General features: G+C 56.1%; 20 protein-coding genes. 10 read left to right on the top strand and 10 right to left on the bottom strand.

Annotation, left to right across the window (positions count from 1 at the left end):
- Window positions 1–89: 89 nt before the first annotated feature.
- Window positions 90–1,463 (bottom strand): MATE family efflux transporter, encoded by a 1,374-nt coding sequence (locus tag ACL2XQ_RS13330; protein WP_410015020.1) that lies wholly within the window; start codon window positions 1,461–1,463, stop codon window positions 90–92.
- Between the two features lie 205 nt (window positions 1,464–1,668).
- Here ACL2XQ_RS13330 and ACL2XQ_RS13335 point away from each other — a divergent pair, with 205 nt between their 5' ends.
- Window positions 1,669–2,310: a riboflavin synthase subunit alpha gene (locus ACL2XQ_RS13335; protein WP_410015021.1), complete on the top strand. Its 642-nt coding sequence runs from the start codon at window positions 1,669–1,671 to the stop codon at window positions 2,308–2,310.
- Window positions 2,311–2,563: 253 nt separating this feature from the next.
- On the opposite strand, the gene cfa is transcribed toward ACL2XQ_RS13335, so the two are convergent.
- Entirely contained in the window at window positions 2,564–3,715 is a 1,152-nt protein-coding gene (gene cfa / locus ACL2XQ_RS13340; protein ID WP_413722897.1) for a cyclopropane fatty acyl phospholipid synthase, read from the bottom strand.
- A 445-nt stretch (window positions 3,716–4,160) separates the two neighbouring features.
- On the bottom strand, window positions 4,161–5,177 hold the full coding sequence (purR, locus tag ACL2XQ_RS13345; RefSeq protein ID WP_410015023.1) for an HTH-type transcriptional repressor PurR: 1,017 nt from the start codon (window positions 5,175–5,177) through the stop codon (window positions 4,161–4,163).
- Window positions 5,178–5,414: 237 nt separating this feature from the next.
- Between purR and ACL2XQ_RS13350 the strand changes: the two genes are divergently transcribed.
- Complete coding sequence (locus tag ACL2XQ_RS13350; protein WP_162365808.1) at window positions 5,415–5,504, top strand: YnhF family membrane protein; 90 nt, start codon at window positions 5,415–5,417, stop codon at window positions 5,502–5,504.
- A 63-nt stretch (window positions 5,505–5,567) separates the two neighbouring features.
- Here ACL2XQ_RS13350 and ACL2XQ_RS13355 read toward each other — a convergent pair whose 3' ends face one another.
- On the bottom strand, window positions 5,568–6,461 hold the full coding sequence (locus tag ACL2XQ_RS13355) for an NlpC/P60 family protein (RefSeq protein WP_410015024.1): 894 nt from the start codon (window positions 6,459–6,461) through the stop codon (window positions 5,568–5,570).
- A gap of 411 nt (window positions 6,462–6,872) precedes the next feature.
- On the opposite strand from ACL2XQ_RS13355, the gene ACL2XQ_RS13360 reads away from it, so the two are divergent.
- Window positions 6,873–7,220: a Grx4 family monothiol glutaredoxin gene (locus tag ACL2XQ_RS13360; RefSeq protein WP_410015025.1), complete on the top strand. Its 348-nt coding sequence runs from the start codon at window positions 6,873–6,875 to the stop codon at window positions 7,218–7,220.
- Between the two features lie 73 nt (window positions 7,221–7,293).
- On the opposite strand, the gene rnt is transcribed toward ACL2XQ_RS13360, so the two are convergent.
- Both rnt and gloA read right to left on the bottom strand, forming a co-directional pair.
- Window positions 7,294–7,959, bottom strand: a complete 666-nt coding sequence (gene rnt, locus ACL2XQ_RS13365; RefSeq protein ID WP_410015026.1) for a ribonuclease T — start codon at window positions 7,957–7,959, stop codon at window positions 7,294–7,296.
- 119 nt (window positions 7,960–8,078) lie between these two features.
- Window positions 8,079–8,486 (bottom strand): lactoylglutathione lyase, encoded by a 408-nt coding sequence (gene gloA, locus ACL2XQ_RS13370; RefSeq protein WP_413740478.1) that lies wholly within the window; start codon window positions 8,484–8,486, stop codon window positions 8,079–8,081.
- A gap of 225 nt (window positions 8,487–8,711) precedes the next feature.
- On the opposite strand from gloA, the gene ACL2XQ_RS13375 reads away from it, so the two are divergent.
- Window positions 8,712–8,957: a DUF1289 domain-containing protein gene (locus tag ACL2XQ_RS13375; RefSeq protein WP_410015028.1), complete on the top strand. Its 246-nt coding sequence runs from the start codon at window positions 8,712–8,714 to the stop codon at window positions 8,955–8,957.
- A gap of 572 nt (window positions 8,958–9,529) precedes the next feature.
- Complete coding sequence (gene slyA / locus ACL2XQ_RS13380) at window positions 9,530–9,964, top strand: transcriptional regulator SlyA (protein ID WP_162365814.1); 435 nt, start codon at window positions 9,530–9,532, stop codon at window positions 9,962–9,964.
- A gap of 109 nt (window positions 9,965–10,073) precedes the next feature.
- Here slyA and slyB read toward each other — a convergent pair whose 3' ends face one another.
- Window positions 10,074–10,541: an outer membrane lipoprotein SlyB gene (gene slyB / locus ACL2XQ_RS13385; RefSeq protein WP_410015029.1), complete on the bottom strand. Its 468-nt coding sequence runs from the start codon at window positions 10,539–10,541 to the stop codon at window positions 10,074–10,076.
- Window positions 10,542–10,872: 331 nt separating this feature from the next.
- Here slyB and anmK point away from each other — a divergent pair, with 331 nt between their 5' ends.
- From anmK to pdxY, 5 genes are all read left to right on the top strand, one after another.
- Window positions 10,873–11,976 (top strand): anhydro-N-acetylmuramic acid kinase, encoded by a 1,104-nt coding sequence (gene anmK / locus ACL2XQ_RS13390; protein WP_410015030.1) that lies wholly within the window; start codon window positions 10,873–10,875, stop codon window positions 11,974–11,976.
- 148 nt (window positions 11,977–12,124) lie between these two features.
- Window positions 12,125–12,433: an MliC family protein gene (locus ACL2XQ_RS13395; RefSeq protein WP_410015031.1), complete on the top strand. Its 309-nt coding sequence runs from the start codon at window positions 12,125–12,127 to the stop codon at window positions 12,431–12,433.
- Window positions 12,434–12,505: 72 nt separating this feature from the next.
- The gene (gene pdxH / locus ACL2XQ_RS13400) at window positions 12,506–13,156 is read left to right on the top strand and encodes a pyridoxamine 5'-phosphate oxidase (RefSeq protein ID WP_410015032.1); all 651 of its coding nucleotides are present in this window, start codon (window positions 12,506–12,508) and stop codon (window positions 13,154–13,156) included.
- Window positions 13,157–13,221: 65 nt separating this feature from the next.
- Window positions 13,222–14,496, top strand: coding sequence for a tyrosine--tRNA ligase (tyrS, locus tag ACL2XQ_RS13405; protein ID WP_413728401.1), 1,275 nt, complete (start codon window positions 13,222–13,224; stop codon window positions 14,494–14,496).
- A gap of 82 nt (window positions 14,497–14,578) precedes the next feature.
- Window positions 14,579–15,442 (top strand): pyridoxal kinase PdxY, encoded by an 864-nt coding sequence (gene pdxY / locus ACL2XQ_RS13410; protein ID WP_410015034.1) that lies wholly within the window; start codon window positions 14,579–14,581, stop codon window positions 15,440–15,442.
- Window positions 15,443–15,483: 41 nt separating this feature from the next.
- On the opposite strand, the gene gstA is transcribed toward pdxY, so the two are convergent.
- From gstA to nth, 3 genes are all read right to left on the bottom strand, one after another.
- The gene (gene gstA / locus ACL2XQ_RS13415; protein WP_410015035.1) at window positions 15,484–16,089 is read right to left on the bottom strand and encodes a glutathione transferase GstA; all 606 of its coding nucleotides are present in this window, start codon (window positions 16,087–16,089) and stop codon (window positions 15,484–15,486) included.
- A gap of 170 nt (window positions 16,090–16,259) precedes the next feature.
- Window positions 16,260–17,795, bottom strand: a complete 1,536-nt coding sequence (gene dtpA, locus ACL2XQ_RS13420) for a dipeptide/tripeptide permease DtpA (RefSeq protein ID WP_413722893.1) — start codon at window positions 17,793–17,795, stop codon at window positions 16,260–16,262.
- Between the two features lie 306 nt (window positions 17,796–18,101).
- Window positions 18,102–18,746, bottom strand: a complete 645-nt coding sequence (gene nth, locus ACL2XQ_RS13425; RefSeq protein ID WP_413740479.1) for an endonuclease III — start codon at window positions 18,744–18,746, stop codon at window positions 18,102–18,104.
- Window position 18,747 lies beyond the last annotated feature (1 nt).

The raw sequence follows: 18,747 nt of genomic DNA on the forward strand, positions 1-18,747 counted from the left end.
GCAAGAGGAAAAAGCGTTTTTTACCGCCCGCGACCGACAACTGCCCATCTAATACACAGCGTGCCGGTTTTTTAACCGCCAGGGCGCCGTCAGCGCGCCGCCCGATTGAGAATCAGCCGTGAGGGCTGGCGCTGCAGCCAAAGCATACGCAGCGTCATCAGCAGTGCCGCCGACGTCAGGCCGATGATAAAGCCTGTCCAGAAACCGCTCGGCCCCATGGCCGGCACGACATAATCCGTCAGCGCCAGCACATATCCGCACGGCAGGCCCAGCAACCAGTAGGCGGTAAACGTAATGAAAAAAATCGAACGGGTGTCTTTGTATCCGCGCAGTACGCCGTTGCCAATCACCTGGATCGAATCTGAGATCTGGTAGATGGCCGCCAGCGCCATCAGATGGGAGGCCATCGCCACCACCGCCGGCGTATCGTTATACAGCCGGGCGATTTCCACCCGGTACAGGAAAGTGCATACCGCGGTCACGCAGGCCAGCATAACGCCCATGCCCAGGCTGGTCCAGGCGGCGACCCGCGCTTGTTCCACATCATTTTGCCCCAGGCGGAATCCGACGCGGATCGTGGCGGCGACGCCCATCGACAGCGGCAGCACGAACATCAGGGAGCTGAAGTTCAAGGCTATTTGATGTCCCGCCACCGCGACGATGCCAAGCGGCGTCACCAGCAGGGCAACCACGGCGAACAGGGTCACTTCAAAGAACAGCGACAGGGCGACGGGTAGACCCAGGCCTGCCAGCCGGCGCAGCGCCGTCCAGTCGGGCCGGGAAAACCCGCCCGGCAGATGCAAATCCTGAAAGCTGCCGGCCCGGCGCATATAAAGCCACATCACCACATACATGAGCCAGTAGACGGATGCGGTGGCGATGCCGCACCCCACGCCGCCCATGGCCGGGATGCCGAATTTGCCGTAGATGAAAATGTAATTGATAGGCACGTTGGCAAGCAGGCCGAGAAAACCTATCGCCATACCGGGCTTGGTTTTGGACAGACCGTCGCATTGGCAACGCAGCACCTGGAAAAACAAATAGCCGGGCGCGCCCCACAGCAGGTAATGCAGGTAGGCGACAGCTTTTTGCGCCAGCACGGGATCGACATGGCGCATTCTCTCGATGACCAGGCGGCAGTTATACAGCACCGCCATAACCAAAATCGCCGCGGCCGCCGCCAGCCAGAATCCCTGGCGTACCTGATGGGCGATACGTTCGCGCCGCCCGGACCCGTTCAACTGCGCGATAACCGGCGTGAGGGCCAGGATCAGACCGTGGCCGAACAGGATGGTGGGCAGCCAGATGGACGTGCCGACGGCGACCGCCGCCATATCCGTCGCGCTGACGGAGCCGGACATGATGGTATCGACCACGCCCATCGACGTTTGGGCTATTTGCGCGAAAATAACCGGTATGGCCAAGGACATTAATGTACGCGCTTCCAGGAAGTACTTCTGCACGTAGGCACCTATGGTTTTATGTGTATGGAATAAGCAGGCGAAAGTTAACATAAAGGTTAAAAATCTGCGGCATAGTGTAAAGCATTTGTCCGGTTATACCAGTGCGGGACGACACAAATCCGTGCGGCGGCGGATTTGGATTTCCTGGGGAAATCGTGCACACTAGCCTGACTGATTCCAGCGGTGGTTTACAGAGGCCAAGGTTATGTTTACGGGTATTGTTCAGGGCACCGCGCCCATTGTGGCAATTGAAGAAAAAGCGAATTTTCGCACGCATTTCGTTTCCCTGCCGGCGGCGATGTTGTCCGGTCTGGAGGAGGGCGCCTCCGTGGCGCACAACGGCTGTTGCCTGACGGTAAGCGGCATTAACGGCGACGTGGTGGCGTTTGATTTGATGAAAGAGACGCTGCGGGTGACCAATCTGGGCGATCTGCAGGTGGGGGATGAGGTGAACGTAGAACGCGCCGCCACCTTTAACGCCGAGATCGGCGGACATGTGATGTCCGGGCATATCATGTGCACTGCCGAGATTGTGAAAATCGTGACGTCGGAAAATAATCGGCAGATTTGGTTCAGAATGCCGGACAAAGCGCTGATGAAATATGTCCTGTATAAAGGATATATCGGCATCGACGGCATCAGCCTGACTATCGGCGAGGTGGCGGCCGATAAATTTTGCGTGCATTTAATACCGGAAACCCTGATGCGCACCACGTTGGGTAAAAAAAGGCTGGGGCAGCGGATCAATATTGAAATCGATCCCCAGACCCAGGCGGTGGTGGATACGGTGGAGCGTGTGCTGGCGCAGCGGGAAGCGGCGATTGCCGCGACGTTAAATACCCTTTAACACGCCTGCCTTGAGTGCGGTGTTGGCGGGCCTAGCGTGCCATGGGGCGCTCTGGCGGCCAGGAGATGGCCGCTTCGACCCCATCGGCGCGCTCTCCCTTTAACACGCCTGCCTTGAGTGCGGTGTTGGCGGGCCTAGCGTGCCATGGGGCACTCTGGCGGCCAGGAGATGGCCGCATCGCCCCCATCGGCGCGCTCTCCCTTTACCACGCCTGTCTTGAGTGCGGTGTTAAAGGGCCTGGCGTGCCATGGTATTAACGGGGTACGCGAATACCGCCATCCACGCCTTCCGGGCTGAATAATACCTGCCATAAATGGATATTGCGCGCGCGGAATGCCCCCGCGCAGGCATTCAGGTAATAACTGAACATACGGTAAAAACGGTCGGAGTATTTGTTGGACAGCGCCGGCCAGGCGGCGACAAAACGTTCATACCAGGCCATGAGCGTTTTGTCGTAATCAGAGCCGAAGTTATGCCAGTCTTCCATAACAAAATGCTTTTCGCTGGCATGGGCAATTTGCTGTACCGACGGCAGGCAGCCGTTGGGGAAAATATACTTATTAATCCACGGGTCGACATTCATATCGGTGATATTCGAGCCGATGGTATGCAGCAGGAACAGGCCATCCCGTTTCAGGTTGCGATCGATAACGTCGAAATAGGTGGCGTAATTCTTGGGGCCTACGTGTTCGAACATGCCGACTGAAACAATACGGTCAAATTGCATATCCAGATCGCGATAGTCCTGCAGCAAAATGGTGACATCCAATCCCTCGCAGCGCGTTTGCGCCAGCTTTTGCTGCTCGGCAGAGATAGTGACGCCCTGTACCGATACGCCATAATTCCTGGCCGCGTAGGCGGCAAGCCCGCCCCAGCCGCAGCCCACGTCCAGCAGCGTCAGGCCGGGTCGCAGCTGCAGTTTTTCGCAAATCATCTTCAGCTTATCCTGCTGGGCTTCCTCGAGGGTGGTCGCCTGTTTCCAGTAGCCGCAGGAATATTGCATATAGGGATCGAGCATCTTTTCAAACAGATCGTTACCCAAATCGTAATGTTCTTTGCCCACGATCCAGGCCCGCTTGCGCGACTGGAGGTTCATCAGCCGGGCGGCGGCAATGCGTAAGGTATCTTTTAAATGATGCGGAAGTTTATTCTCCAGACCCGCCCTGAGAACACGCTGGAAAAAAATGTCCAGCCGCTCACACTCCCACCAGCCATCCATGTAACTCTCGCCCAATCCCAAAGATCCATCCTGCAATACGCGCTTAAAAAATCCCGGATTCTTGATTCGGATATCAAATGGTCTTGAACCATTGAGTTCAATACCGGCTTCAGAGAGCAATTCATGGACGATACGGTACCAATCATTATCATGAAAGCTCAGGTCTTCAACGCACGAGGAACTCATAGCTTCTCCATCACCTTTCTTCTGCAGTGCCCCGTCAGGAAAAGCACTCACCATGCCTGCGGGCTTTATAAGAATCCACGGTTATCCGTGGTGTCTGAAGTATCACCATCAACAGAGGAATATAAAGTAAACCTTAGACTGCGACTTAGCCGGGCGCTTTATAAAAGGGTGATGTCATGTTGGAAAACACGACATACTTTTATACAAATTTATTAGACAACTCGTTATAATTGTTAACGATATTGAGTATAAGCCTGCATTTTAATTTAGACAATAGCTAACGCGCTAATGTATTTCCCATTATAACTTAATGATTTCTCGCTGAAACAATAACTCTTTGCGCAGAGATCATTATATGAAAAATCTTGTGTCCGAGGCGGACGGCGCTTTACATAGCAACAGACCCTGGAGGCGCCAGCCCGTTGCCCGGGCCTGGCGCGTGGCCTTAAGCGGGGAAGGGACCGTCTGCGACCGAACGGCGTTCAATCAGCGACGGATGGACTTCGATGGTTTTGGCGTTCTCGCGTTTGCTGGTAATCCTATCGAGCAGCATGGTAAGCGCCGCCTCGCCCAAATCCTCTTTAGGCTGATGGATGGTGGTCAGCGCCGGGCTGAAAAAGCACGAATTGCGCACGTTGTCGTAGCCGATGATAGAAATATCCTCAGGTACGCTCAGGCCCATTTCATTAATGGCGCACAGTGCGCCCATGGCCATAATGTCGCCGCCGCAGAAGACCGCGGTGGGACGCGGCGTTTGCGCCAGGATTTGTTTCATCGCCAGGTAGCCGGATTCAGGCTCGAAATTGCCTTGCACAATCCAGCGGTCGTTTAACGGGATGCCGGCCTCCGCCATGGCATGCAGATAGCCGCGGTGGCGGCCGCCGCCGGTGTTGCGCGCCAGCTGTCCGGGAATGGCGCCGATGGCGCGATGGCCGCGTTTAAGCAAATATTGCGTCGCCATATAACCGCCGGCAAAGGCGTTATCGATAATGGTGTCGGTAAAATCACGGCGAGCCTCACCCCAATCCATGACCACCATGGGGATATGCTGATATTCCTCAAGCATATCCAGCAGCGTTTCGGGATACTCGGCGCACATCACCAGCAGGCCGTCGACGCGCTTTTGCGCCAGCATCGCCAGATAGGCGCGCTGTTTTTCGAGATCATTGTGCGAATTGCACAATATCAGGGTATAACCGCGAGCAAAGCAATGGTGCTCAATCGCCTCGATAATTTCGGCGAAATAGGGCGCCTCGCTGGTGCTGGCGAGCAGGCCGATGGACTTGGTGCGATTGACCTTCAGGCTGCGCGCCACGGCGCTGGGTGAATAATGCAGTTGTTTAATGGCGTCCAGCACGGCAATTTGAGTGTCTTGCGCAACAAAACGGGTTTTATTGATCACATGCGAAACGGTGGTTGTCGATACATTAGCGCGTTTTGCCACATCTTTAATGGTTGCCATGCCTTTGATACTCCCGTACGCCCTGGCTGGAATAATGTCTGTCGAAGGCGCAAGCACTTTCCGACGCTGTGGAATTAACCGTTAATTTTCGTTCATCCCGCGCCAAAGTGAAAGTGTTAAATGTGGCGGCTACAGGTTGGGAGCAAGCTTTTTCATCGCTGTTATGGCAAACTGACGATAACTGCTCTGCGGGCCGGTGGATAAGGCCGGCGCCCTGGTTTACGTTAAGGAGATAGAATGGACAGCGATTTAAAAATGTCGTTACTGACCACGGTGTTCTCGCTGCTGGTGATTATTGTCTTCAGCTTTACCGCCGTCATGAACTGACACCCTCTCGGTTCAGATATAAAAAAGAGGAGCCTTGGCTCCTCTTTTTTTTCCGGCGCGCCTTCAGCGGATATTTTTCGGCGTGACCACCCGGCGGGCGCCCACGTAATGATCCTGCCAATAATCCTCACTCAGATAGCTGATACGGATATCGCTGCCGGTGCGGGGCGACTGGATAAAGCGACCATTGCCAAGATAGACGCCGACGTGATCCGCCGCGCCGCGATTGGAAATATGGAAAAAGACCAGGTCGCCGCTTTCCAGCTCGTCTTTCTTAACCGGCGCTGCGTCGCGCAGGTGGTACATTTCGTTGGCGGTGCGCGGCATATGGATGCGTACCACATCCTTGTAGGCGTAATAAATCAGGCCGCTGCAGTCAAAGCCGGTATTAGGCGACATGCCGCCCCAACGGTAAGGCTTGCCCATTTGGGAGAGGAGTTTATTCATGGCGGTAAGCTTGGCGGTCTGGTAGCGTTTCTTATGGCTCTCGCTCATCTTTATCGGCTGATCGTTGGCCACCAGTTCTACCGCCGCCTGATCTTTTATCATCCGGTGCCGGCCGTAACCTTTTTTATAGCCTTTTTTCGGCGGAGTGAAGGAGGCTATTTTTTTCGTCGCCGTGGTTTTTGATGCCTTGGCAAGAGGGGACGTTTTGCTTTTCTTCGCGCCGGTTTTCGCCACCGCGGGTTCCAAAGGCCGTTTCACGCCGGCTTTTTCATGCGCCGGTTCCGGCGATTTTTTAATGCTGGCTTTTTCACTGACGGCGGGCGCGCTGGCGACAGGTTTGCTTTTCTTGGCTATTTTTACCGGTTTGCGTTTGCGCCGGTCGCCGGTTTTTGCCGCCGCTGCCTGGGATTTGCGCTGATCGGCATTGACGCCGGCGCTCGGCGCGGCATGTGCCAGGTTCAAAAACAACTGGGTAAAAAGCAACACAAAAAGCGTAAAGCATAAACGCATGATAAACGCTATCCTTATGTGGCCCAAAATAGGGGGTTATCAACACCTCACAGGAATTTAAGCTATTTACCTCGTCATTGCATCATCAATTCACTACTTATTGTGTATAAACGTGAATAAGTTCGATTTTGCTGCATTTAACAGCGTTCAGCGGCGCTTTATTCAACATATTTTGAGGGTGTGCACCGAATGTTTCAGCCCGTTTTGTTCGGCGGCAGGGGGTAAAAGCCGCTACAGTGATAGTATTGCCTGTCCTACGTGGGCGGGCCGGGAGTGAATTGACGCGCCTTTACCGCGCGGGCCGGCAAAAAAACGTTTATTTGTTTAGCCGGTAGTGGCTAAAATGAAGAGACTGCGTGTAATCCCGCACAGTGCAGATAAGGCCAGATGCTGGCTTGAGGAAGCGAGACAATGACGACGATTGAAAAAATTCAGCAGCAGATAGCTGAGAACCCGATTCTTCTTTATATGAAAGGCTCGCCAAAATTGCCCGGCTGCGGTTTTTCCGCACAGGCAGTACAGGCGCTTTCCGCCTGTGGTGAGCGTTTCGCGTATGTGGATGTCCTGCAAAATCCCGATATTCGCGCCGAGTTGCCGAAATTCGCCAACTGGCCGACCTTCCCACAGCTGTGGGTGGACGGCGAACTGGTCGGCGGCTGCGATATCATTATCGAAATGTATCAGCACGGCGAGTTGCAACCGTTGATCAAAGAGACCGCGGTAAAATACAACTCCCAGGAAAACCAGACCCCTTCCTGAGTTCCCCGGGACGCCTGCGGATAACCCCCGCCCCTTGCGGCGGGGGTTTTTAACCGCCGGACGCAAGCATCGGCTAGGCGTGCTCGCCGGCGGCAGGCTCGCCGACGGGGGGAACAGGCCAGCCGCCGAGACGTTTCCAGCGATTAACCAGCTCACAAAATAATTCAGCGGTGCGTTCGGTGTCATAGAGCGCGGAATGCGCCTGGCCGGCGTCAAATTCGATGCCTCCGGCCGCGCAGGCTTTGGCCAACACCGTCTGGCCCAGCACCAGCCCGCTGAGAGCAGCGGTGTCGAAGGTGGCAAACGGATGGAAAGGATTACGCTTTAATGCCGCCCGTCCGGCCGCCGCCATAAGAAATCCGTGGTCAAACCCGGCATTGTGCGCGACGATAATCGCGCGGTTGCAGCCCCGATCCTTAATGCCTTTGCGCACCATTTTGAAAATTTCATGCAGCGCCTCGTACTCGCTCACCGCGCCGCGCAGCGGGTTGGTCGGGTCGATACCGTTAAAGGCCAGGGCTTCCGGCTGCAGTTGCGCGCCGGGAAAAGGCTCGACATGGAAATGCAGGCATTGGTCGGTGACCAGCCAGCCTTCATCGTCCATGTTGAGGGTGACGGCGGCGATTTCGAGCAAGGCGTCGGTTGCGGCGTTAAAGCCCGCGGATTCAATATCGATGACCACTGGATAAAAGCCGCGAAAACGGCCGCGAAGGGTATTTACATCATCAAGTTCAGCCATGCCTGTTCTTAATTTTTAAGGAAAACAGCCCGCATTATGGCAAATTTTAGCGCCGGATGCATGGCGAATCCGCTCCCTTCTCCCCAGGAGAGCGGATTTGGCGGGGCCGGGCTGGTACTTTATCTGCCCAGGCCCTTGCCGGCATGTTTTTGTTCAATCAACTCGATTTTATAACCATCGGGATCTTCGATAAAGGCGATAACCGTCGTGCCGCCCTTGACCGGTCCCGCTTCGCGGGTCACCTTGCCGCCGGCCTGGCGAATGCGGTCGCAGGTAGCGGCCACATCGTCAACCCCGAGCGCGATATGGCCATAGGCGGTGCCCAGCTCGTAGCTATCGACGCCCCAGTTATAGGTCAATTCAATCACCGCGCCTTCCGTCTCCTCGGTGTAGCCGACAAAGGCCAGGGTGTATTTGTACTCCGTATTTTCGCTGGTGCGCAGTAGGCGCATTCCCAGTATTTTTGTATAAAAATCAATTGATTGCTGTAAATCGGTGACGCGGAGCATGGTATGAAGCAGGCGCATGATATCCTCTATAGACAATGACGACGGTTTATCCATCGCCTTTGGTGAGATCGTGGTTTAACAGTATATCCCAGACCTTCGGCGCGGTGGAGGAGAAATACTCCTGCCTTGCTTGCCCTGGCGGCCGGAGAACCGCGCGATTTCCCCCGGGCAAGCGATTTTTGCCGTCATAAGCTTGCCAGCCGGTGAAATAACGTCTTCAATAAAAGTTAAACAGGAGGGCACGTGCCGGAACAGCTTGAGTTTTTCATCATAACCAGTCCTTGCCGCGGCGTCTGCCAATCCGATGACCGTGGCTTTTGCCGTGGCTGCCTGCGCTCCCGCCAGGAACGTTTCGACTGGATCACGATGAACGACGGCCAAAAGCGCGAAGTGCTGCGGCTATGTCATCAACGCTACCTGCGCCAGCTGCGGGCCGGCAAGAGCACGCCCGCTGAACCCGCAGGTCCGGAACAGCCCTCGCTTTTTTAACACCCCGCAGGCGTGCAACCTTATTCCACTGAGTATCTTGAACGTCGGGATGGCGATTATCACAACCCCGGCACTCATAGTTAATTATTAATATGCACGCTAATAACTTGTTATTTATATATTGTTATTACATTATTAGACCGAATACATGACATAATGATATTTGTTATGTCTTCATTTAACTTAAATTAACAATAAATCACGATGAATGACAATAATAGTGATACAGTCATGAATAATCCGCTTGGCATACTATAGGCGTTGATGTGAGAATGCCGGGGCAACCAGTGCCAGGGACGGATTATATGAGGTTTCCAACGCTTACCCTATACTAAGCGGAAAGTTTTACGCAATGAAGGGCCGCAACCCTCGTCAAGGCTGACGACCGGCAAGGAGTAATGCGCTCAGCGGTGCTGTCCCATATTTCAAAGGAACAACATGGGTATTACATCTAGCTCAACTTAACTTCAACCTTATTCATATATATATATTTGTAATTTGCCATTCCACCCATTAGAATGGATGGGAATCCAGGGAACAAGCTTAATCAGCTTAATTATAAGGAGAGAGAATTGGAATCGCCATTAGGATCTGATTTGGCGCGACTTGTTCGTGTTTGGCGCGCTTTGATTGACCATCGCTTAAAACCGCTAGAACTGACACAAACGCATTGGATCACGTTGCATAATATCTGCCAGCTTCCGCCGGAGCAGTCGCAAATTCAGTTGGCAAAGGCTATCGGCATTGAGCAGCCCTCATTGGTTCGTACGCTTGATCAGCTTGAAGAGAAAAAGCTGATCACTCGCCATACCTGTGCGAACGATCGGCGGGCGAAACGTATTAAATTGACGGAGTCCGCAGAGCCCATCATCAAAGAAGTGAACCATGTCATCAATAGTACCCGGGATGAAATCCTGACGGGTATTTCAGAGCAGGAGATTCATTTTCTGAGTAATATGATTGCACGGCTGGAGAAGAATATCCTCGAGCTTTATAATAAGTCCTGACATAGCGTGGTTCAACGACATGTTCTCTATAAAAAACCGGCAAATAGCGCCGGTTTTTTTATGCCAAGGTTTTTCGCCTGCGCCGCTGCGTTATGCGGCGGGGCGGTAATTAACGCGGAGAAACCGTCACGTTGCGCCCGTTGCTGGCGATAGCCACGCGTTGTCCTACGCTGAACCGCGTATTTCCTTGTTTTTGCACCACCATGATAGTATTGCCGTCGTCTTTGCGCACTTCAAGTTCCACGCCCTGCGAACGGCTGGCGGCGCTGGTGACGCCCTGTCCCGCCACGCCGCCCGCCACCGCGCCGGCGGCCGTAGCCAGGTTGCGGCCGGTGCCGCCGCCGAGGGTATTGCCGAGGAACCCGCCCAAGACCGCGCCGCCGATGGCGCCGATAACGTTTGAATCCTCTCCGCCCTGGATTTGTACCGGCCTTACGCCTACCAGCGTACCGTACGTCACGCTTTGTACCTGTTTAGCCTCATTGGCGGAATAGACATCACCGGAAAGACTGTTGTTGCTGGCACAGCCCGCCAGCGTCAATCCAGCCAGGGTGACCACGAGCAAACGTTTCATCATTGAAAAACTCCTGTTATACGCCGTTCGTCAAGGCAAACCGAGACAGAACAAATGCCAATGTTGTTGCAATCGTCAATAGTATCTGTTTCCAGGCGCTACTTCGATAGCCTACTGTAGTCGATAATATTGTAGAATTCATAAACAATGAATCAACGGACCTCTTTTCTTAATTATAGCAATGATTTTAACGCTAAGCTTTTGCCCGCCAGGTTATTTTATTGTAACAACTTCCAAAATTTGACGGCTTTTCATAGCCTGATTCATCAAACCTGTTTAACGTAGACATCCGGAATCGATAAATGAAATTTTTGCGAAGGAAAAGGGCAGGCCAATGAGAACAGGTCGCTATGTAGGCGTAATGTCCGGAACCAGCCTTGACGGCGTGGATGTGGTGCTTGCCGCCATCGACGAGCATACCGTGGCGCAGCAATACAGTTACGGGCATCCCATACCACAGGAGCTCAAACACCAAATTCTGGCCATATGCCAGGGACAATCCGTGACCTTGTCACAGGTGGGGCAATTGGATACCCGCCTGGGCATACTTTTCAGCGAGGCGGTGCTGGCCATGCTAGAGAGCGCCGGCGTGGCGGCGCACGAGATCACCGCCATCGGCAACCATGGACAAACCGTCTGGCATCAGCCGGACGCCGAGGCGCCCTGCACGATGCAAATCGGCGACAATAATCGCATCGCCGCCCTGACCGGCATTACCACCGTGGGGGATTTCCGCCGCCGCGATATGGCCTTCGGCGGCCAGGGCGCGCCGTTGGTGCCCGGTTTCCACCACGCGTTGCTGGCGCATCCCGGCGAGCGGCGCATGGTGCTCAATATCGGCGGCATTGCCAATCTGTCGTTATTGCTGCCCGGCCAACCGATCCGCGGCTACGACACCGGTCCCGGCAATATCCTGATGGATGCCTGGGCCTGGCGCCACCAGGCCGTTCCTTACGATAAGGATGCGGTCTGGGCCCTGGGGGGCAAGGTGCACCAGGGGCTGCTGCAGCAGTTGCTGGCGGACGGTTATTTTGCCCAGCCGGCGCCGAAAAGCACCGGCAGGGAATATTTTAACCTTGGCTGGCTGACGTATCAGCTCACCCATTTCGTGCCGATACCGCCCCGGGATGTGCAGGCGACGCTGCTGGAATTAACGGCCATGAGCATTGCGGAACAAGTGCTGCTATCGGGCGGCTGCGAACGTCTTCTGGTCTGCGGCGGCGGGGCGCGCAATCCGCTGCTGATGGCCCGGCTGTCCGCGCTGTTGCCCGGTATGGAGGTCAGTTCCACCGATAAATACGGCGTGAGCGGCGATGATATGGAAGCCCTGGCCTTTGCCTGGCTGGCCTTTCGCACTTTATCGGGTTTGCCGGGCAATCTGCCGTCGGTTACCGGCGCCAGCAGGGAAACGCTGCTGGGGGCCATTTATCCGGTATAAAGGTTTGCGTCCCCGCCGCCGCGCTTTTCAGACAGGTCCGCTTCAGCGGCGCGGCCGGGTTGATTAAGGTGGCCAGGAGCCGCGGCACGACGCGCGGCCCGGACGACCTATCCCGCCGCATGACGGCGGCGTAAACCAAGGGGAAACTATGATTAATCGGCTTATTATATTTGCCTGTGTGATTACCGTTACCGCCTGTAGCCAGTTCAATCGCGGCCCGGGCGAGCAAACGCTGCGTTATCAATGCGGCACCACGCCGCTGACGGTACGCCAACGCACGGAACCGGCGCAGGTCAGTTTTATTCTCGACGGCAAACAGCTTAACCTGCCGCAGGTGATGTCCGCCTCCGGGACGCGCTATAGCGATGGGCACTACACGTTCTGGTCGAAAGGCCCGAACGCGTTTGTCGAACGCGAAGGTAAAGTCATCATAAACGACTGTATTATCGCCGGTTGAACGGTGCTAAATGATTGAGATTTTTAGCCACGCGGCGCACAATAACGCCCTGGCCCGACGCAGAATATCACTATGACTGAACAAAAAATCGATATCGCCGCTTTGCGCCGCGAATATACCCGCGGGGGCTTGCGGCGCGCGGATCTGACGTCTGAACCGCTGACTCTGTTTGAGCGCTGGCTGCAACAGGCCTGCGAGGCGCAGCTTCCCGACCCCACCGCGATGTGCGCGGCGACGGTGGATGAATACGGCCAGCCCTATCAGCGCATGGTGCTGCTCAAGCATTTCGACAGCCGCGGCATGGTGTTTTACACCAACCTCGGCAGCCGCAAGGCCGGGCACCTGGCGCATAACTCCCGCATCAGCCTGCATTTTCCCTGGCATGCGCTCGAACGCCAGGTCATGGTGCTGGGACGCGCCGAGCGATTGTCGCTGGTGGAAGTGATGAAATATTTTCACAGCCGGCCCAAAGACAGCCAAATCGGTGCCTGGGTTTCCCGTCAATCCAGCCGGATATCCGCGCGCGGGGTGTTGGAAAGCAAATTTCTCGAGTTAAAGCAGAAATTTCAGCAGGGTGAAGTGCCGTTGCCCAGTTTTTGGGGGGGATACCGGGTGAATATTGATACAATGGAATTCTGGCAGGGTGGCGAGCACCGGCTCCATGACCGGTTTATCTACCAGCGCCGGGACGAGGGATGGGCGATAGACCGTCTGGCGCCCTGACGCCGCCGGCACATGACTTTAGGGTGCCTGGGCACCGATACTTACAGCAATAATGGAGTTTTTTGATGGCAAGCAGCAACCTGATACAACAATTGCAAGAGCGGGGCCTGATTGCCCAGGTCACGGATGAGGCCGCGCTGTCCGAGCGCCTGGCTCAGGGGCCGCTGTCACTGTATTGCGGTTTCGATCCGACCGCCGATAGCTTGCACTTGGGACATCTGGTGCCACTATTGTGCCTGAAGCGTTTTCAACTGGCCGGCCACCGTCCCGTGGCGCTGGTGGGCGGCGCCACGGGACTTATCGGCGATCCGAGTTTCAAGGCCGTCGAACGTAAATTAAATACCGCCGAAACGGTGCAGGAATGGGTGGATAAAATCAAGCGCCAGGTGTCACCGTTTCTGGATTTTGACTGCGGCGAAAACAGCGCCGTGGCCGCCAACAACTACGACTGGTTCGGCAGCATGAATGTGTTGACCTTCCTGCGTGACATCGGCAAGCATTTCTCGGTTAACCAGATGATCAACAAGGAAGCGGTCAAGCAGCGGCTTAACCGCGACGACAGCGGCATCTCCTTTACCGAATTCTCCTACAACCTGCTGCAGGGGTATGACTTCACGTCGCTGAACAAGCAATACGGCGTCGAGCTGCAGATCGGCGGGTCGGATCAGTGGGGTAATATTACCTCCGGCATCGACCTGACCCGGCGCATGAACCAGAAGCAGGTTTACGGCTTGACCGTGCCGCTTATCACCAAAGCGGACGGCACCAAATTCGGCAAGACCGAAGGCGGGGCGATATGGCTGGATCCCGCCAAGACCAGCCCGTATAAATTCTATCAGTTCTGGATTAACACCGCCGACGCGGATGTCTACCGCTTCCTGAAGTTCTTCACCTTTATGCCCATGGAAGAGATTAACGCCCTGGAAGAGGAAGACCGCAACACCGACGGCGCGCCGCGCGCGCAGTATGTCTTGGCGCAGGCGGTGACCCGGATGGTGCACGGCGAAGCCGGGCTGGCGGCGGCGGTGCGGATTACCGACAGCCTGTTTTCCGGCTCACTGCAGGCCCTGACGGCCAACGATCTGGCGCAACTGGCGCAGGACGGCATGCCCACCATCGCCCTGAGCGACGGCGCGGATCTGCAGCAGGCGCTGGTGGATGCGGGACTGGTGCCGTCCCGGGGCCAGGCCAGAACCCTGATCGGCTCTAATGCCATCGCGGTGAATGGCGAAAAACAATCTTCGGCGGAGTATGTCTTCAGCGCCGCCGATCGCTTATATGGGCGTTATACCTTGCTGCGCCGCGGCAAGAAAAACTACTGCCTGATTTGCTGGGAATGATTTTTATAACTGCTACAGGAGGCCGCCGGCCTCCTGCTTTGTGTCGATGCGGCCGCCAGGCCAAGGGCTTTAAGGCAACGTAATGAAGAATATTCTGTCTATCCAGTCCCATGTGGTGTTCGGGCATGCGGGTAATAGCGCGTCGGTGTTTCCCATGCGCCGCATGGGGGTCAATGTTTGGCCGCTTAATACCGTCCAGTTTTCCAATCATACCCAGTATGGTCACTGGACCGGTTGCGTGATGCCCGCCGCGCACTTAACCGAAATCGTGAAAGGTATTGCCGCCGTGGACCAGTTGAAAAACTGCGACGCGGTGCTGAGCGGTTATATCGGGGCGCCCGAGCAGGGCGAACATATCCTGGAGATTGTGCGCCAGGTAAAAGCAGCCAATCCCGACGCCTGGTATTTCCTTGACCCGGTAATGGGCCATCCGGAAAAAGGGTGTATCGTGGCTCCCGGGGTGGCGGAATTTCATTGCAAGCGCGGCCTGCCGAACGCCGATATCATCGCGCCCAATTTGCTTGAGCTGGAGCAGCTCAGCGGCCATGCGGTCAATAATATCGATGAAGCCATCGCCACCGCCCGCGAACTGTGCGCCCAGGGACCGAAGCTGGTGCTGGTAAAATACCTCAGCTATGCCGGCTATGATAAAAACAATTTTGAAATGCTGCTGGTGAGCAAGGAGCATGCCTGGCATACCAGCCGTCCGCTGGTGGATTTTGGCGATCGCCAGCCGGTGGGCGTCGGTGATTTAACCAGCGGCCTGCTGCTGGTCAACCTGCTGAAGGGGCTGTCGCCCGTCAAGGCGCTGGAGCATGTTACCGCCGCGGTGTACGAGGTCATGAAACTGACCAAAGAGATGAATGAGTATGAGCTGCAGGTGGTGGCGGCGCAGGATCAGATAGCCTTGCCGCAGCATCACTTTCCCGCCAAAGAGATCAAATAGGGTTAGTCATCTTTACCGGCGGCGTCATGCCGCCGTGAACGCTATTTCAGCCCTTCCGCCGCCAGCGCCGCGTCCACCGTGGGACGCGCCGCCACCCGTTTAAAATACCGCGCCACCGCCGGCGTCGCCGGTAAATCAAACTTCAGGGCCTGCGCCCAGGTCAGCATGGTGAACAGATAGGCGTCGGCCACCGTGAAGCGGGTGCCGAGCAGGTAATCGCCATCGGCCAACTCCCGATCCAGATAAAGCAATTTGGCGTCCAGCTGCTGGCGCAGCAGGCTTTTGTAATCCTCTGGCATATCGGGCTGCAGCAACGGGCCAAGGCTTTTATGCATTTCACTGGCCACGTAATTGAGCCATTCCATCGCCTGATAGCGGGACAAGGTGCCCGCCCGCGGGATCAAATGGCGATCCGGCACCAAATCCGCCAGATATTGGACGATGGCCACCACTTCAGTGAGCACGGTGCCGTCATCGAGCAGCAGGGCCGGCACCTGTCCCTTGGGATTTATCGCCCGGTAATCTTCGCCGTGTTCGGTTTTGAGATTGGCCAAATCCACTTTTTCTATCGTAAAGTCCACTCCCGCCTCACGCAGGGCGATATGCACGGTCAGCGAGCTGGCGCCGGGCTTATAAAAAAGTTTCATGGGGCACTCCTTAACGGGATGGGCGCGGTGTGATATCGCAGGATATTTCATCATGACAGGATACGTTTAACCATGGCGGCAAGATAGCGTCTTGGCAGGGATGGGACAAAAAAATATCATCATGTTTCGCCCTATGGCGGAACATGATGATAACGATAATACGATAGGGATTAGCCAACGATGGCGGGGGTATCGTCCGTCAGTGGGCCGTGGGGCGGGGCGGCGGCGGGAACGTCGTCCGGGCGCGACATGTGGTTAAGCCGTGGGGCGAATACCAGCATCAGCAGCGCGATCACGGCGGTGACGATACCGATTTGCATAAACACGTGGCCATAGACCGCCAGCGAAAGCCGGGCGTCGGTCACGTCGGCGGGCACGGCCATCAGGTTGGCGACGTAGCCGGCGATAAGCGCGGCGGCGGCGGTGGTCAGGAACCAGGCGCCCATGATGAAACCCATCAGCCGTTGCGGCACCAGTTGCGCCACCATGGCCAGGCCCAGGCCGGAAATCATCAGCTCGCCGATGCTTTGCAGGGCATAACTGAGAATGAGCCAGTTCATGGAGACGATACCGGCGTCATTGGCAAAACGGGCGCCCAGCGGCAGGACAAAAAAGGCCAGCGAGCACAGCACCATGCCGGCGGCGAATTTAAACGGCATCGGCAAACGATCACCCATGGCGTTGTACAATGCCGCCAACAGCGGACTGGCCAGCATGATCCAGAACGGATTCAGGGCCTGGAACTGTTCCGGCTGGAACGACCAGCCGAACAGGCTGTGCCCCACATTGTGGATGGCGAAAAAATTCAGCGACGTCGGCATCTGGCTGTAAAGCACAAAAAACACCACCGCTTCCATCATCATTAAAAAGGCCACCAGCATCCGCCGGCGCGCCGCGCCATGCAGGGCGAAGGTCTCCCTGGCGAACACCAGGATGATCCCCACGGAAATCAGGCCCAGTACCCAGCGGGCGATGGTCTGGTGATGCAGCAGCCAGCTCGACAGGGCGATGGCGGCGGCGATGCCGGCGATAACGGCTGCCAGCCGTCCCCATTGCAGCGGGGCGAAATCCGGCTTGGAGCCGTAATCACGCACCCAGCTGCGGCAGACGAGGAAATTCACCAGCGTGATCAACATCCCCACCACGCTGAGCGAAAACGCGACCCCCCAGCCAAAACGGACCGCCAGCCACGGCGTCGCCAGGGTGGAGACAAACGAGCCGATATTGATCGCCATATAATACATGGTGAAGGCGCCGTCCAGGCGCGGATCGTCTTTACGGTAGCAGGTCGAGAGCAGCGAAGATGGATTCGCCTTGAACAACCCGCTGCCGACCGCGATGGTCGCCATGCCCAGGTACACCCAGGCGACGGCATGGCTGGAATAGGCGACCATGGTATAGCCCACCGCCAGCACCAGCGCGCCGATGACGATCACGCGCTTGGTCCCCAGAACCTTGTCGCCCAGCCAGCCGCCGATGGCGACAAAACCGTACACCAGTGCGCTGAACGAGGCGAACAGCGTGATGGACTGTCCTTCGGACATGCCGAGCATCTTGACCAGGTAGACGGCCAGGATGACCTGTAAGCCGTAATAGCCAAAGCGCTCCCATAACTCAATGGAGAAAATAAGATAAAACGATTTGGGCTGTTTAAATGCGTTGACGCTGATTTTTTCCGGTGGTGCGGTGTGGTTTGCCGTAGACACAAATACCTCGTTGCCGTTTTCACCGCGTTAGCGGCAAAAATAAGCAGGGGTGACGCCGTTGCCCGCGCCCCGTCTGCATTGTTATAAGATTAGTCTGAGGGGGGATCTTCCGGGTTTCAGCTCAATAGGCAAGGCTTGAATAATATCCCGTTACAATTAAATAAAAAAGCACGATGCCGGGTGAACACGGTCTGGCAATGGCGTTTCATCATGAAACGCCACGGGAAGGCAGTGGTTTATCGTGCTTAAGACTGGCGCCGGCGTGTACCGGGTTAAGGGCACCGGCCTGTGCCGATGGCGGGAGATTTACGCGGTGTCGCCATAGACCTTGTCTTTGTATTCGCACAGGTCTTCTATCAGGCAGGCGCCGCAGCGGGGTTTGCGGGCGACGCAGGTGTACCGGCCGTGCAGGATCAGCCAATGGTGGCAGTTAACGACAAATTCCGCCGGTACCACCCGCAGTAAGGCCTGCTCTACCTCCTCGACGTTCTTGCCGGGAGCGAACCGCGTCCGGTTGCACACCCGGAAAATATGCGTATCCACCGCAATAGTCGGCCAGCCGAAGGCGGTGTTGAGCACGACATTGGCGGTTTTGCGGCCAACGCCGGGCAAGGCTTCCAGCGCCGCCCGATCCTGCGGCACCTGGCCCTGGTGGCGCTCAATCAGCATCCGGCAGGTCTTGATGATATTTTCCGCTTTACTGTTAAACAGGCCGATGGATTTGATATAGGACTTGATGCCGTCCACCCCCAGCGCCAGCATGGCCTCGGGAGTATTGGCCACCGGGAACAGTTTGGCGGTGGCCTTATTAACGCTGACGTCCGTGGCCTGCGCCGATAACAGCACCGCGATCAGCAGTTCGAACGGCGAGGCATAATTCAGCTCGGTGGTCGGGTTGGGATCGTTGGCGCGCAGGCGGCTCAGGATGGCCAGTCGTTTGAGTTTATTCATC

This window comes from Sodalis sp. RH14 (genome assembly GCF_047324285.1).
Taxonomy (GTDB): Bacteria; Pseudomonadota; Gammaproteobacteria; order Enterobacterales; family Enterobacteriaceae; genus Acerihabitans.

Excerpts from the sequence above, each read along its gene's own strand:
- ACL2XQ_RS13335 (WP_410015021.1), top strand. The coding sequence starts at position 1,669 with ATGTTTACGGGTATTGTTCAGGGCACCGCGCCCATTGTGGCAATTGAA.
- cfa (WP_413722897.1), bottom strand. The coding sequence starts at position 3,715 with ATGAGTTCCTCGTGCGTTGAAGACCTGAGCTTTCATGATAATGATTGG.
- purR (WP_410015023.1), bottom strand. The coding sequence starts at position 5,177 with ATGGCAACCATTAAAGATGTGGCAAAACGCGCTAATGTATCGACAACC.
- ACL2XQ_RS13350 (WP_162365808.1), top strand. The coding sequence starts at position 5,415 with ATGGACAGCGATTTAAAAATGTCGTTACTGACCACGGTGTTCTCGCTG.
- ACL2XQ_RS13355 (WP_410015024.1), bottom strand. The coding sequence starts at position 6,461 with ATGCGTTTATGCTTTACGCTTTTTGTGTTGCTTTTTACCCAGTTGTTT.
- ACL2XQ_RS13360 (WP_410015025.1), top strand. The coding sequence starts at position 6,873 with ATGACGACGATTGAAAAAATTCAGCAGCAGATAGCTGAGAACCCGATT.
- rnt (WP_410015026.1), bottom strand. The coding sequence starts at position 7,959 with ATGGCTGAACTTGATGATGTAAATACCCTTCGCGGCCGTTTTCGCGGC.
- gloA (WP_413740478.1), bottom strand. The coding sequence starts at position 8,486 with ATGCGCCTGCTTCATACCATGCTCCGCGTCACCGATTTACAGCAATCA.
- slyB (WP_410015029.1), bottom strand. The coding sequence starts at position 10,541 with ATGATGAAACGTTTGCTCGTGGTCACCCTGGCTGGATTGACGCTGGCG.
- anmK (WP_410015030.1), top strand. The coding sequence starts at position 10,873 with ATGAGAACAGGTCGCTATGTAGGCGTAATGTCCGGAACCAGCCTTGAC.
- ACL2XQ_RS13395 (WP_410015031.1), top strand. The coding sequence starts at position 12,125 with ATGATTAATCGGCTTATTATATTTGCCTGTGTGATTACCGTTACCGCC.
- pdxH (WP_410015032.1), top strand. The coding sequence starts at position 12,506 with ATGACTGAACAAAAAATCGATATCGCCGCTTTGCGCCGCGAATATACC.
- tyrS (WP_413728401.1), top strand. The coding sequence starts at position 13,222 with ATGGCAAGCAGCAACCTGATACAACAATTGCAAGAGCGGGGCCTGATT.
- pdxY (WP_410015034.1), top strand. The coding sequence starts at position 14,579 with ATGAAGAATATTCTGTCTATCCAGTCCCATGTGGTGTTCGGGCATGCG.
- gstA (WP_410015035.1), bottom strand. The coding sequence starts at position 16,089 with ATGAAACTTTTTTATAAGCCCGGCGCCAGCTCGCTGACCGTGCATATC.
- nth (WP_413740479.1), bottom strand. The coding sequence starts at position 18,746 with ATGAATAAACTCAAACGACTGGCCATCCTGAGCCGCCTGCGCGCCAAC.